We start from the raw sequence: 13,964 nt of genomic DNA on the forward strand, positions 1-13,964 counted from the left end.
CCGAATTGCGTTAATTTAGTTGGGTTCTACCGCTAATTTGCCGGAAAGTAAATTGAACAACTGCTGGGTTTCTATAGAGTCCTTAAGATTAATGAAGAGCTTTAAGGAATCATGATGCACAATCTTGATTTTTTGATTTTCTAAATTATCTACATAGACATACACCTTTTTGTCCGTAAGCGAATCCTTGAACTCCTGAAAAATCCCTTTCTCCTTTTCCAACGCAGAAAAACCATTAAGACGAACCATGGGCGGAATTTTAGGTACAAGGTCTACACTGTCTAAAGCGGAAAACGGAACTTCTTGCCAATAAAACCCTGAGACGACCCTTAAACCGGTAGCGTCTGTTTTAGTCCAATTTTTAAAATGAAGAACAAAGGCGAACAGACAAATGATCACCGTTAGTACGCCCAAAATATTCCAGAATACATGTCCTTTTTTCTGCATGTCAGTAGTAATTTTTCATTTTGTAGCTTGGTAAGTGTTCTATACCAGTACCAATTACTCTATGAACGCACAAAAGTGGTGAAAATTTCGGATAGCGCTTAATATTTTATTCCCAAGAGCGTTTAGCACTTGCTAAGACCTCTTTATATACCTAATTTAGTTTATCGTTTCAAAGCAGTTTAAGAGAATTGCTACCCCAGACTATTAACATGTTTCATATTATTTGTTTATGACCCAAAATACCAAAGAAAACCAAAGACTGGAAGACCATTATAGCAAGAAAAAAGATTGGCTTAAATGGGGGCCATACTTAAGTGAACGTCAATGGGGAACGGTACGTGAAGACTACAGTGCTAACGGAGATGCTTGGAACTATTTGCCACATGACCATGCCAGGAGTAGAACCTACCGCTGGGGAGAAGATGGTATTGCCGGTATTTCTGACCGTTATTGCAACATCTGTTTTTCGGTGGGGCTTTGGAACGGTAAGGACCCCATCTTAAAGGAACGTCTCTTTGGGCTTACCGGTCCGCAGGGAAACCATGGCGAAGATGTTAAGGAACTCTACTATTATTTAGAGAACACACCATCTCATTCGTACATGAAACATCTCTATAAATACCCTCAAAATGAATTTCCCTACAATCAATTGGTAGCGGAAAACCAAAAAAGGGGGAAGCATGATACCGAATTTGAGCTTCTGGATACGGGAATTTTTGACAATAATGAATATTTTGATGTTCATACTGAATATGCCAAGGCAAAAGGAGAGGATATTTTAATAAAGATTTCCGTTAGTAACCGTGGGCCTAAAGAAGCATTAGCAGTGGTTCTACCAACTATTTGGATACGGAATTTTTGGAGTTTTACCGGCATGGAAGAAAAACCGGTCATCAAGAAAAAAGGAAACAAAAAAGCTCCCCACCTAAGTATAGACCACAGTTACGTGGGCAAGTACAATCTCTATTTTGATGCTCCGGACCGACTGCTCTTTACAGAGAACGAAACCAATATGGAACGCGTCTTTAACGGCACCAACGAGCATCCTTTTAAAAAAGACCTATTTCATGATGCCGTGATAAATAGTGATTTCTCGCTGGCGGAAAAAAATACCAAAGGCACCAAGTGTGCCCCCATGTACGAGTTAAATATAGCTGCCGGTGAAACCAAAACGATTAGATTAAGGCTTTCAACACAGGATATCAACTCACCTATTGACGATTCCTTTGAATCGGTTTTTGAGGAAAGGATAAAGGAGTCCAATGAGTTTTTGAATTCAATAACCGAAAAATCTTCCGAGGAAGAAAGAGAAATTCAAAAACAAGCTTTTGCAGGCTTACTCTGGACAAAACAATATTACAACTACGAAGTAGAACAATGGCTGAACGGCGACCCGGGCACCACGCCCCCTCAAGAAAGGAAACATGGCCGTAACAGTACTTGGACAACTTTTAGAAACCATGATATTCTTTCCATACCAGATGCTTGGGAATACCCCTGGTTTGCAGCATGGGATTCAGCATTCCACTGCGTTACGTTCTCCATGGTTGACCATGAATTTGCAAAAAAACAACTCTTGCTTTTCACTAAGGAATGGTACATGGCCGCAAATGGTCAGATACCTGCCTACGAATGGAATTTTAGCGATGTTAACCCACCCGTTCAAGCGTGGGCGGCCATTCAGATATACCAGATGGAACAGCGCAAGACAGGAACGGGAGACCTGAGTTTCTTAAAACGGATGTTCAACAAATTAGCCCTAAACTTTACATGGTGGGTAAATAGGGAAGATAGCCTGAACAACAATGTTTTTGAAGGCGGATTTTTAGGTTTGGACAATATTGGGGTGTTTGACCGTAGTAACGGTGTTCCCGGTGGCGGTATCTTGGAGCAGGTAGATGGCACCTCTTGGATGGCGCTTTACTGTTTGAATATGCTGGAAATGGCCCTTGAAATTGCCATTCATGATGATACTTTTGAAGATATGGCCCTTAAATACTTTGGGCACTTTGTTTTTATAGCCGAAGCCTTGAACAAAATTACCGAGGGCTCCATGAGTTCTTGGGATGAAAAAGAAGGTTTTTTCTATGACACTCTTATTCTGCCAGATGGTAAAAAAATTCCAATTAAGGTGCGTTCCATATCAGGTCTTTTGTCGTTAGCGGCAGTTTTAAATATTAGAAAAGAATGTCTGGATAAGTTACCAAGGTTCAAAGCCAGTATGGACTGGTACCGTACTTACCGTATGGAAACTCAAAAATATCAAGTTATTGAGGAGTTTAGCCCAGATAAGGACGTGCTGCTATCCTTAGTTCCCCAAGAACGGTTAAGTATACTTATTCACAGTATATTGGATGAATCTGAATTTTTAAGTGACTATGGCATTAGGTCCTTATCCAAAATTCATGAAACCAAATATGAGATAGAGATTAATGGCTCAACCTACGGTATAAATTACGAGCCCGCAGAATCATCAACAGATTTGTTTGGAGGAAACTCTAACTGGCGCGGACCTATATGGATGCCTATGAACTATTTATTTATAAGTTCTTTTAAGGAATATCATAATCATTTTGAGGATAATTTAAAATTTGACTACCCTACAGGAAGCGGCAACCAGCTCAACTTGAAAGAGATAGGATTTGAAATAAGTAAAAGACTAATTGGTATTTTTAGAAAGGACGAAAACGGAAATAGACCCGTGAACGAATTGGAAAAAGAAAAATATACCGATGAGCATTTTAAAGAACTTATCTTGTTCTATGAATATTTTGATGGAAATAATGGTCGTGGTGTAGGAGCATCTCACCAAACCGGTTGGACTGCATTGGTAGCCAACCTAATTGAAGAAATCAATAGATAAGCTAGGCATTAAAGGAACCGAATTAAGCCAGAGAGGACTCTAGAACAATAGGGCTTTTAATGGTAAAGGTAAAAGTTGCGCCTTCGCCAACTTGGGATGTAACATGTATGCTACCTCCTAAGCCTGCTACAACCTTTTTTACGGTAGCCAAACCAATTCCCGTTCCTTTTTCCCCATATCTGTCCTTCTCTGATACAACCTCAAATATCTTAAAGATTTTTTCTTGGTTATCCTTATGAATACCGGGACCATTATCCTTTACTGCAAATTCATAAAATCCATTCTCTTCTTTAATTAGCAAATCAATTTTAATCTTGGGCTTATCATTATACTTGATAGCATTAGCTATCAGATTTATCAAAATTTGCTCAACGGCAACTTTATTGGCACGGATTTCAGTCAGTTCACTCGTTACATTTATAGAACATTCCTTTTGACCACCAAAAAGTTCGTTAATGGTTTGCTGCAAATCGGCTAATTGTATGTTGGTCTTATCCTTCATTTTGTACTGACCGGATTTACTGTAACTCAACAAGCCCTCTATCAACTTTTTAAGTGTTTCCGAAGAACTTTTTATGAATCCAATAATTTGCTTGCCCTCATCATCCATTTTAGGGGCATACACATCTTTTAAGCAATTAGACAATGTAATGATATTATTTAAAGGAGATTTTAAATCGTGGGCCGCCACGGCAGCAAAATTATCTAGTTCTCTATTCGCGAGTTGCAAATCTTTATTTGCTTTTTCCAACTCCATTTTCTTCTTACGAAGATTAAGCAGGTTCATTACCTGATCGGAAAGTATCTTTAAAGCACTTAGCTGGCTTTTTGTTAACTGTTTTGGTTCATGGTCAATGACACAAAGTGTTCCTAATGGTAATCCGCTAGCTCCTTTAAGGGTAACACCGGCGTAAAAAATTACATTGGGGTCGCCCACAACTATGGGGTTATCATGAAAACGCTCATCAGCTCTTGCGTCCTCAATTACAAATAAATTGCTCGGTTCATGAATTGTATGGCCGCAAAAGGAATACTTTCTTTCCGTTTCACTTACGTCTAAACCATGATGCGCTTTAAACCACTGTCTATCTTTATCTAAAAGGGTAATTACAGAAATAGGTGTTCCGCAAATTTCGGAAGCCAGTAAAACCAAATTATCATAATCTTCCTCTAGCTGTGTATCCAGAATAGCATAGGACTCAAGAAGCTCAAGACGCTCTGCTTCACGGTCATGATTTTTGGGGGCTATCATAATTGCAAGTTTTTACAGACCAAGGATATCAATAGAATAACGGTCCTTAATCTAAACGGAATTCATTCGCGAATCTTATAGAAGATTAAAGTTAAAAAATAAACGTAGAACTATTCCTACATTTAACATAATAATGCGAAACGTACGCGCCAAGTAAGCATTTATTTTTGCTAATAACTAGAAACCGAAGCACCAACGGAGCAGTTATCCCAAACCAACATCTAAGGTCATCATAACAATAAATCCCGCAACAAAACCCATTGTGGCTATATCTGTATACTTATCTTGCTGGGTTTCTGGTATGACCTCTTCAACTACAACAAAAATCATCGCCCCGGCTGCAAAAGACAAAGCATACGGCAATATAGGTTGAAAAGTTAAAACCGCCCATGCTCCCAAAACAGCAGCAATGGGCTCAACAATTGCGGAAGCTTGCCCGTACATAAAGCTTTTTGTCCTACTCAGCCCCTGTCTTCGTAATGGCATTGCCACCGCAAAACCTTCAGGAAAATTTTGTAGACCTATTCCCAAGGCCAAAGCTACGGCACCTCCAATACTAGCGCCTTCAAAACCAGCGGCAACACCACCAAATAATACACCTACGGCCAAACCTTCAGGAATATTATGAAGTGTAATTGCCAATGTTAACAAGGTAGTACGGTGCCAAGGGGTTTTAATTCCTTCTTTTTCGCTTTCCTTAAAATTGATATGCAGATGGGGCAGCACCTTATCTAAACCAAAAATAAAGAACGAACCTAAAAGAAACCCAACAGCGGCGGGAATCACTTTTACAAAACCCTCGCCAGGGCTCATTTCTATACCCGGAGCCAACAGACTCCAAAAACTAGCCGCCACCATAACACCTCCGGTAAAGCCCAACATACCGTCCAAGAGCGCACGGTTCATACCTTTAAAAAGAAAAACCAAAGCTGCACCAGCTGCAGTCAGGCCCCAAGTAAAAAGCGTAGCATAAAAAGCCGCTAAAACGGGATCAATAGATTCAAAATAAGTAATAATCTCTTGCATATTATTCTGTTATTTTAAGATACAGGTTTGCTGCAATTTGGTCCGAAATTCGAATATCATCTCCTTTGACCTGAATATGCAACGACCCGTCAAACTCTTCCCTCTCCATTACCAAAATGGTATCTCCCAAGGCTATTTTATTTTTATCCAAAAATTTAAGAAATGGGGCTGATGAATCTTTTACACCAACACATGTACCACTTGCACCAACAGGTACCTCGTTTAACAATTTTTTTACCGCTTTCTTAAACTCGCCACTTTTAGAAGGAATAGGGTCTCCATGTGGGTCAACCTGAGGAAAACCAAGTAATTTATCCAGTCTATCCGTTAATTTTTCGCTTTTAATGTGTTCCAATTGTTCAGCCACCTCATGTACCTCGTCCCAAGCAAAATTCAACTTTTCAACTAAAAAAACCTCCCACAACCTATGCTTCCGCACAAGGGTAAGCGCTACCTTCTGGCCATATTCCGTAAGGCAGACACCTTTGTATTTCCTATAGTTGGCCACTCCCTTATCAGAAAGTTTCTTCACCATATCCGTAACGGAAGAGGGTTTTGTATTCATCTGTTCCGCTACCTCGTTGGTAGAAACCAAGCTGTTTTCACCCTTTCCCAGGTGATAAATGGCCTTTATGTAATCTTCTTCTGAAAGTGTCATAAAATTTCAATCACACAAAAATACATTTTTATATCCAAAAACAAATATTTAGTTTTGTCTAAATTTTAGTTTAAGCTGATGAAAATAAATTTAAAGCCGAGTCTATATTTCATATGTTTCCTGATAACCGGACTCGCATATGCCCAAAACAATACAATTGCCGGAACCATTTCGGATAACAGTGAGACCGTTCCGTTCGCAAACATTTATCTAAAAGGCACCAAAATTGGCACTTCTACATTAGAAGATGGCTCTTATGTTTTAAAGAATATACCTGCGGGGACTTACAAATTGCAGGTTTCGGTATTGGGATATCAAGATTTCTCCACAAAGGTTACTTTCAAAAACAACGAAGATAAAACACTTGACATAACAATAAATCCGGCTTCCGAGCAATTAGAAGAAATGGTGGTAACTGGAACCCTAAAGGCAGTTAGCCGATCGGAAAGCCCTGTTCCTGTAGAAGTTTACAGTCCTACTTTTCTAAAAAAGAACCCCACCGCCAGCATTTTTGAAGCTCTACAAAACGTTAATGGCGTACGCCCGCAAATCAATTGTAATGTTTGTAATACGGGTGATATTCACATTAACGGACTTGAGGGCCCTTACACCTTGGTTTTAATAGACGGAATGCCTATTGTTAGTGGCTTAGGTACGGTTTACGGTCTTTCCGGAATACCCAATTCGCTCATAGAACAGATTGAAATTATTAAAGGGCCTGCCTCTACACTTTACGGCAGTGAAGCAGTGGGAGGATTAATCAATATTATCACTAAAAACACCTTAGAGACCCCTGATTTCTTCGCAGATGCCTTTGTAACCGGCTGGGGTGAATTTAACATTGATGTTGGGGCCAAAATTAACTTGGGAAAAAAGACCGATATGCTTCTAGGCATCAACTACTTTAATTACGATAACCCAATTGATAATAACGGTGACAACTTTACCGACCTAACTTTACAAGATCGTATTTCTGTATTTCAAAAATGGAACTTTCAACGAAAAGAGAACCGTATTTTCTCTCTTGCAGGGCGATTTTTCTATGAAGACCGCTGGGGCGGTGAAATGCAATGGACTCCGGAATTTAGAGGGGGCAATGAAATTTATGGGGAAAGTATCTACACCCGTAGATGGGAGGTTTTAGGAAAGTATCAACTACCTATTAAGGAAAAAGTGCTTTTTTCTTTCTCATATAATGACCACAGTCAAAACTCCGTTTACGGAGATACGCCCTATATTGCTGATCAGCGCATAGGTTTTGGCCAGTTTACTTGGGATAAGTCCTTAGGGTCTCATGACCTCCTAATTGGTTCAGCCATACGCTATAATTATTACGATGACAATACCACAGCAACCACTTCCGTAGACGAAGTAGTCATACCTAGCTTATTCATTCAGGACGAAATTTCATTGGCCAAACAACATTCCCTTTTATTGGGCATGCGCTATGATTATGACAAGAGGCATGGCAGCATTTACACCCCAAGAACAGCTTATAGATTTAAAATTACGGATAATGATATCATACGTCTTAATGCAGGCACAGGTTTTAGGGTCGTGAACCTATTTACCGAAGAACATGCCGCGCTAACAGGTGCCCGTGATGTTGTCGTAACGGAAGAACTCAAACCCGAACAATCATTTAACGTGAATCTAAATTACCTTAAAAAAATATATGCGGACAATGGTACTTTTGTTAGCATAGATGCTTCGGTATTTTACACGAATTTTAGCAATGCCATTTTACCCGATTATGATACGGACCCGAATAAAATCATTTACGACAACCTTAATGGAAAATCTGTTTCAAAGGGAGTAAGCGCCAATGTTGATTTTTCTTTTCCCAGTGGATTTAAGTTCTTACTGGGTGCCACGCTTCAAGATGTGAGTCAAACCGAAAACGGGGTTAAGGAACGTCAAATATTAACCGAAAGCTTCACGGGAACATGGAATGCATCATATGAAATTAAGAACATAGACCTATCAATAGATTATACCGGAAATGTTTATGGCCCCATGCGTTTACCCACTCTTGGCAAAAGCGACCCCAGAAGCGATTATTCGCCTACATGGAGCATTCAAAACATTCAGTTTACTTGGAAGGGCCTTGAAAATTTTGAATTTTATGGCGGAATCAAAAACCTATTAGATTGGACTCCCAACCGCGGCAATCCCTTTATCATCGCCCGCGCCCATGACCCTTTTGACAAGAATGTCACCTTTGACCCCAACGGAAATGTGGTGGCAACACCCAACAATCCTAATGCATTAACTTTTGGCCCATCTTACGTATATGGCCCCAACCAAGGTATTCGAGGATTTTTTGGTTTGAGGTATCGCATCAATTAAAAATAAAATACGCTCGAGTAGAATCGCTACTTTTGAAAAAGTAACGATTCTATATTAGCCCTTGGAAAACACAAAACATTTTGACTACATCATCATTGGTGCTGGAGCGGCCGGTCTAATGCTTGCCAATGCCATGGTCAAAGATGATTTTTTCAAGAGCAAGTCCATTTTACTTTTAGATAAAGATGCCAAAAAAACAAATGATAGAACATGGTGTTTTTGGGAAAAGGGTGATGGGAAGTTTGATTCCATCGTTTCCAAAAAATGGGACCGTATATATTTTGGAAGTAAACAATTTTCCAAAGATTACTCCATTGCTCCATACCAGTATAAAATGGTGCAAGGCATTGATTTTTATAGGGCCTATTTTGATGCTTTAAAGCAGCAATCTAATGTTACCTTTAAACAAGAACAGGTTACCAAAATAGCGGATCAAGGTTCTAAAGTTATAGTCCTTACGGATAATAATACCTATTCAGCTTCCAAAGTCTTTAGCAGTAGTTTTGATTACAAAATGGCTACGCATCAAGAGAAATATCCAGTACTGCAACAGCATTTTCTAGGGTGGACCGTAAAGACTGAAAAGCCGATTTTCAATCCCCTTCAAGTAACATACATGGATTTTTCCGTTCCGCAGAAAGGAAATACCCGTTTTATGTACATTCTTCCGTTTTCCAAATATGAAGCTCTTGTTGAATACACACTATTCTCAAAAAATCGCTTGGAAAAAGTAGAATACGAAGAAGCTTTGATAAACTATCTCGGAGACCTTCTAAAAGGTGATTCCTATAGAATAACCGAAATAGAACAAGGAAGTATACCCATGACTTCCTATGATTTTAGCGAGCACCACACCAAAAATATTCGTTATATAGGTACAGCTGGCGGATGGGCCAAACCCAGTACGGGCTATACTTTTATGAGTACTGCCAAGAAAATTCCTGTACTTGTTGATTTTATTAAAACCGAAAAACCGTTAAATGAACTAAGTTTTAAAAACCGATTTTGGTTTTACGATTTACTGTTCTTAGATGTCTTATCCCAACATAATGAAAAAGGACATTCCATATTTGAATCGCTTTTCAAAAAATGCCCTCCACAACTTATACTCAAATTTTTGGACGAGGACACTACCTTCTTAGAAGACCTCAGATTTATATCTTCCAGTCCAACAAAACCCTTTGTTAAAGCGTTGTTGGGGAGAATAACCTAAACCCTCCTGCGCATAAGCCCTTCACCAAACTCTTGAAGAATCTGCTTTTTATCGGATGAGATATTTAGAACATCCAAAAGCCTAAATGACCGTTGGGTATATTCCTCAATGGCCTTCTGAGTATGCTCCGCAGAGCCGCTTTTTATAAAAATTTCTTTTATGGTTTCAATTTTAGCTGAAGGGTCTTTAGGCTGAATGGAATACATATCCAACAAATCTTTCTTTTGATCTGCCGTACCTAGCTCCAAAGCATTAAGGTATAAATAGGTTTTTTTGTTTTCAATAATATCTCCCCCCACTTGTTTTCCAAAAGTCTTGGGATCGCCAAAGGCATCTAAATAATCATCTTGCAACTGAAAAGCGATACCTAAGTTCAATCCAAAATTATAAATATCTTCCTGTTCCTTTTCCGAGGCTTCGGCAATAATTGCTCCCATTTGCAAAGCAGCCGCAACGAGTACCGCCGTTTTAAACTCGATCATTTTAAGGTATTCCGGTAGGGTTACATCGTCACGTTCCTCAAAATCTATATCATACTGCTGACCTTCGCACACTTCCAAAGCGGTCTTACTAAAGAGCTTTGCCAAGTTTTTAAAGGTATGCCCTTCATAGTTTTCAAAAAGCTGATACGCGGTGATTAACATGGCATCCCCAGAAAGGATTCCCGTATTTATATCCCACTTTTCATGTACCGTTGCTTTTCCCCTACGCAACGGAGCATCGTCCATAATATCATCGTGAACCAAAGAGAAGTTATGAAAAGTCTCTACTGCTAGGGCCGCCTCTAGAGCCTTCTTATAATCGCTTTCAAACAATTCGGCGGACAACAGTGTAAGAACTGGCCTTAAACGCTTACCTCCCAGACCCAAAATATAGGATATAGGAGCATAAAGGTTGTTTGGTTCTCTTTTAACGGACTTCTGTTCTAAAAATGAAATAAACTCTGAACGGTAAAATTCTATGGAATGCATTCAAGAAAATTTTTTCAAAAATAAGACCATTTATATAAAGAATGCCGGTTTAGAAGCTTTTGTAAAAAAATAACCTAAAAAAAATGCAATAGATTTGAAAACCATCGTCTTTACTTGTGAAGAATAGCTGCAAAAAGCATTTTAATGACTTCGGACACAGAAAACTATAAAAACCTAAAAACCTTCTTTGACGAAGAATATCGTTCGCTAAAGGCGTATGCAAAATCTAGAATAGATAATGCAGCGGATAGAGATGCAGATGATATTGTCCAAGATGTTGCTTTAAAGCTGTTCTCTCGTTCAGATAGTGCTCTGCCTATTACTAATATTGCGGGCTTTGTTTACCATTCCCTACGCAATAAAATTGTGGATTTAATGCGAACCCAAAAGCCGGCGGTTAGTATTGAATCCGAAATGGAAAACAAGTTGGGCGACTTTACAGAGCTCCTCTATGGGTCAGTAGACAATTCATATTCCGAAGAAATGAAAACCGAGCTTAAAAAAGCTATTGCCCAACTTAAACCCCATTACAGAAATATAATTGTAGCCATAGATTTTGAAGGGTATACCTATCAAGAACTATCTAAAGAAACAGACATACCTGCAGGAACTTTAATGTCGCGCCGGCACCGAGCTCTAGCACTATTGTTAAAACAATTGGAATTGAAAAAACAGAATATAAACTAAAAATAAACGGATTATGGAAGACTATATAGAACAAAAAGTAAAGAGCAAAACCAAAAAATATGTAACAAAGTTTGTTAAGGTCTTGTTCTACATCATAGCAGGAATAGCCTTTGTACTGCTATTTGCCTACGTCTTTATGTACCTATGGAATTGGTTGATGCCAGAACTATTTGGATTGACCGCCCTAACCTATTGGCAGGCGGCTGGACTTCTTTTACTATCAAAAATAATCTTTGGTGGCTTTGGCAACGGAGGTGGTGGTAATAAGAAAAAAGGAAAAAAAAGGAAATCTAACCGGCCCGGCAAGAGCAAGTTTAGCAAGATGTGTAATGATGATTTTTCTAAATGGAAATTCTACGATGAGTTCTGGAAAGAAGAAGGAGAACAGGCATATGACAAATATGTTGAACGTAAGCGTAACGAAAAGGAAATTTGAGCGTCCTAAGGATATGTTAAATAACTGTAAAACTTTGGAAACTTTTAATGTTTTTTAAGTTTCCTAACTTATCTTTGCGCCATCTATGAAAGAAAAAATTTTAGATAAAGCAACAGATATGTTCTTGAGCCTAGGGTTCAAGAGTGTTACAATGGACGATCTTGCCCAAGAGATGGGCATCTCAAAAAAAACTATATACACACATTACGCAAATAAAACGGCATTGGTACAGGAATGTACTGCCCATCTTTTTAGTGCCATCTCAGCAGGTATAAACCAAATCTGTTCCCTAAACAAAAACCCAATAGAAGAACTTTATGACATTAAAAAATTTGTGATGGTCAACTTAAAAGATGAAAAATCATCTCCACAGTATCAATTGCAAAAATACTATCCAAAAATTCACGCTACCCTTAGGGATAAGCAATTTGAGGTAATGCAAGATTGTGTGTTGGTTAATATAAATAGGGGTATTGAAAAAGGTATTTATAGAGAAGGCCTAAATGTAGAGTTTATTTCAAGAATTTATTTTTCCGGAATAACAAGCATTAAAGACCATCGCCTTTTTCCAATGGAAAAGTTTCCCATGCAAGATTTAATGGACAATTATCTAGAGTACCATATACGGGGTATTGTTACTCCAAAAGGAAGAAAAGTGTTAAATGAAATTATCAATTCAAACCAAGAATAAATGAGAAATATATATTTGACTTCACTAGCATTGCTAACTGCTGTGCTCGGAATTTCTCAAGATCCACCCGAAAAAACCTATAGCTTTACGTTAGAGGAAGCCATAGAATTTGCGCTAGAAAATAATTACAGCGCCATTAATGCGGGTCGGGATATTGTTGATGCCCGAAAACAGAAATGGGAAACCATTGCGGACGGACTGCCTCAAATAAATGGTTCCGTTAGCTATCAAAATCAGTTAAAACAACCGGTTTCATTAATTCCCGCTGAATTTGCCGGAGGAACACCCGGAGAGTTTGTTCCCATAGTTTTTGGGCAAGCCCACCAAGCATCGGCTACGGCCACCTTAACACAGAAGATTTTTGATGGCTCCTATATAGTTGGGGTACAGGCAACAAAATCATTCTTAAGCTATAGCGCCAATAACGAAGAGAAAACGGATCAAGAGGTAAGGAAGTCCGTTGTAGAAGCCTACGGAAACGTCTTATTGGCCAAAAAAAGTGTAGCCATTCTAGAAAAGAACAAAGCCAATCTGGAAAAAAATCTTTTTGAAACGAACAAACTGTACGAAAACGGTCTGGGCGATGAAGAAAGTGTAGAACAATTACAGATTACCCTTTCTTCCATAGAAAGCCAATTAAAAAATACGGTTCGGCTAGAGAATATTACGCGCCAAATGCTAAACCTTGTAATGGGCATTGCTATAGACGCGCCTACAAAGCTGGAAGAAGACCTGGATGACCTTGCCGAATCACAGATAGATTTTGCTCTCATGGAATCCGAGTTCAATATGGCAAATAACGTAGACTATAAGCTGGCCATAAATCTAACGGAACAAAGGTTCTTTGAGTGGAAACTGGCGAGAAGCCGCGCGTTACCAACACTTAGCACTTTTATAAACTATGGCTCTACCGCTTATTCGGACAGTTTTACTTTCTTTAAAAGTGAACAAGATTGGTTTGACTCATCCGTTTTAGGCCTAGACCTCAGTATTCCATTGTTCAGTTCAGGTAAGCGTAGTGCAAGTACGGCACGGGCCAAAATTGCAATGGAAAAAGCAAAGACCCAATTATCCGAGGCCGAAGAGCAAATACGACTTCAACTTGAAAAAGCCAAAAGCGATTATATCTTATCTATTGAGGAATACGAGACCGCAAAACAAAATCTAGGTTTGGCAGAACGTATAGAGAACAAAAATCAAATCAAATACGCCGAAGGTATTGCCACTAGTTTTGACCTTCGCCAAGCACAGACCCAACTCTATGATGCACAACAGGGCTATTTGCAATCTATGGTTGAAGTCATTAACAAGAAAACTGAATTAGAGGTCATTATAAACGAACCCGTATCTGATCTTAAGCAATAAGATAAA

Annotated in this window: 12 protein-coding genes; 7 read left to right on the top strand and 5 right to left on the bottom strand. The window is 39.0% G+C overall.

The features are described from left to right. Positions 1 to 15: 15 nt before the first annotated feature. Positions 16 to 447, bottom strand: a complete 432-nt coding sequence (locus H9565_RS00700) for a hypothetical protein (RefSeq protein WP_215436236.1) — start codon at positions 445 to 447, stop codon at positions 16 to 18. Between the two features lie 229 nt (positions 448 to 676). Between H9565_RS00700 and H9565_RS00705 the strand changes: the two genes are divergently transcribed. Then, positions 677 to 3,310: an MGH1-like glycoside hydrolase domain-containing protein gene (locus H9565_RS00705; protein ID WP_215436239.1), complete on the top strand. Its 2,634-nt coding sequence runs from the start codon at positions 677 to 679 to the stop codon at positions 3,308 to 3,310. A gap of 22 nt (positions 3,311 to 3,332) precedes the next feature. Here the strand turns inward: H9565_RS00705 and H9565_RS00710 are convergent, their stop codons facing one another. The 3 genes from H9565_RS00710 to H9565_RS00720 all read right to left on the bottom strand — a co-directional run bounded on the left by H9565_RS00710 (position 3,333) and on the right by H9565_RS00720 (position 6,246). Then, positions 3,333 to 4,562: a sensor histidine kinase gene (locus tag H9565_RS00710; RefSeq protein WP_215436242.1), complete on the bottom strand. Its 1,230-nt coding sequence runs from the start codon at positions 4,560 to 4,562 to the stop codon at positions 3,333 to 3,335. Positions 4,563 to 4,766: 204 nt separating this feature from the next. Beyond that, complete coding sequence (locus H9565_RS00715) at positions 4,767 to 5,588, bottom strand: ZIP family metal transporter (protein WP_215436244.1); 822 nt, start codon at positions 5,586 to 5,588, stop codon at positions 4,767 to 4,769. 1 nt (position 5,589) lies between these two features. After that, positions 5,590 to 6,246 (bottom strand): metal-dependent transcriptional regulator, encoded by a 657-nt coding sequence (locus H9565_RS00720; protein ID WP_215436247.1) that lies wholly within the window; start codon positions 6,244 to 6,246, stop codon positions 5,590 to 5,592. A 78-nt stretch (positions 6,247 to 6,324) separates the two neighbouring features. Here H9565_RS00720 and H9565_RS00725 point away from each other — a divergent pair, with 78 nt between their 5' ends. Then, positions 6,325 to 8,595, top strand: a complete 2,271-nt coding sequence (locus tag H9565_RS00725) for a TonB-dependent receptor (protein WP_215436250.1) — start codon at positions 6,325 to 6,327, stop codon at positions 8,593 to 8,595. A gap of 61 nt (positions 8,596 to 8,656) precedes the next feature. Further along, positions 8,657 to 9,808, top strand: coding sequence for a lycopene cyclase family protein (locus tag H9565_RS00730; RefSeq protein ID WP_215436252.1), 1,152 nt, complete (start codon positions 8,657 to 8,659; stop codon positions 9,806 to 9,808). Here H9565_RS00730 and H9565_RS00735 read toward each other — a convergent pair. Further along, positions 9,805 to 10,779 carry a polyprenyl synthetase family protein gene (locus H9565_RS00735; protein ID WP_215436255.1) on the bottom strand — a complete coding sequence of 325 codons (975 nt, stop codon included), beginning with the start codon at positions 10,777 to 10,779 and terminating at the stop codon, positions 9,805 to 9,807. The genes H9565_RS00730 and H9565_RS00735 overlap by 4 nt on opposite strands. Before the next feature lie 144 nt (positions 10,780 to 10,923). Between H9565_RS00735 and H9565_RS00740 the strand changes: the two genes are divergently transcribed. From H9565_RS00740 to H9565_RS00755, 4 genes are all read left to right on the top strand, one after another. Beyond that, positions 10,924 to 11,466, top strand: a complete 543-nt coding sequence (locus H9565_RS00740) for an RNA polymerase sigma factor (protein ID WP_215436257.1) — start codon at positions 10,924 to 10,926, stop codon at positions 11,464 to 11,466. A gap of 13 nt (positions 11,467 to 11,479) precedes the next feature. Beyond that, positions 11,480 to 11,902 (top strand): hypothetical protein, encoded by a 423-nt coding sequence (locus H9565_RS00745; protein ID WP_215436259.1) that lies wholly within the window; start codon positions 11,480 to 11,482, stop codon positions 11,900 to 11,902. An 85-nt stretch (positions 11,903 to 11,987) separates the two neighbouring features. Next, on the top strand, positions 11,988 to 12,593 hold the full coding sequence (locus tag H9565_RS00750; protein ID WP_215436261.1) for a TetR/AcrR family transcriptional regulator: 606 nt from the start codon (positions 11,988 to 11,990) through the stop codon (positions 12,591 to 12,593). Continuing rightward, entirely contained in the window at positions 12,594 to 13,958 is a 1,365-nt protein-coding gene (locus H9565_RS00755) for a TolC family protein (RefSeq protein WP_215436263.1), read from the top strand. It abuts the gene before it with no gap. Positions 13,959 to 13,964: the final 6 nt, after the last annotated feature.

It is taken from the genome of Zobellia russellii (assembly GCF_018728565.1).
Classification (GTDB): domain Bacteria; phylum Bacteroidota; class Bacteroidia; order Flavobacteriales; family Flavobacteriaceae; genus Zobellia; species Zobellia russellii.

What these genes read in the sequence shown, in the direction of transcription:
- H9565_RS00700 (WP_215436236.1), bottom strand. Translation starts at nt 447, where the DNA reads ATGCAGAAAAAAGGACATGTATTCTGGAATATTTTGGGCGTACTAACG.
- H9565_RS00705 (WP_215436239.1), top strand. Translation starts at nt 677, where the DNA reads ATGACCCAAAATACCAAAGAAAACCAAAGACTGGAAGACCATTATAGC.
- H9565_RS00710 (WP_215436242.1), bottom strand. Translation starts at nt 4,562, where the DNA reads ATGATAGCCCCCAAAAATCATGACCGTGAAGCAGAGCGTCTTGAGCTT.
- H9565_RS00715 (WP_215436244.1), bottom strand. Translation starts at nt 5,588, where the DNA reads ATGCAAGAGATTATTACTTATTTTGAATCTATTGATCCCGTTTTAGCG.
- H9565_RS00720 (WP_215436247.1), bottom strand. Translation starts at nt 6,246, where the DNA reads ATGACACTTTCAGAAGAAGATTACATAAAGGCCATTTATCACCTGGGA.
- H9565_RS00725 (WP_215436250.1), top strand. Translation starts at nt 6,325, where the DNA reads ATGAAAATAAATTTAAAGCCGAGTCTATATTTCATATGTTTCCTGATA.
- H9565_RS00735 (WP_215436255.1), bottom strand. Translation starts at nt 10,779, where the DNA reads ATGCATTCCATAGAATTTTACCGTTCAGAGTTTATTTCATTTTTAGAA.
- H9565_RS00740 (WP_215436257.1), top strand. Translation starts at nt 10,924, where the DNA reads ATGACTTCGGACACAGAAAACTATAAAAACCTAAAAACCTTCTTTGAC.
- H9565_RS00745 (WP_215436259.1), top strand. Translation starts at nt 11,480, where the DNA reads ATGGAAGACTATATAGAACAAAAAGTAAAGAGCAAAACCAAAAAATAT.
- H9565_RS00750 (WP_215436261.1), top strand. Translation starts at nt 11,988, where the DNA reads ATGAAAGAAAAAATTTTAGATAAAGCAACAGATATGTTCTTGAGCCTA.
- H9565_RS00755 (WP_215436263.1), top strand. Translation starts at nt 12,594, where the DNA reads ATGAGAAATATATATTTGACTTCACTAGCATTGCTAACTGCTGTGCTC.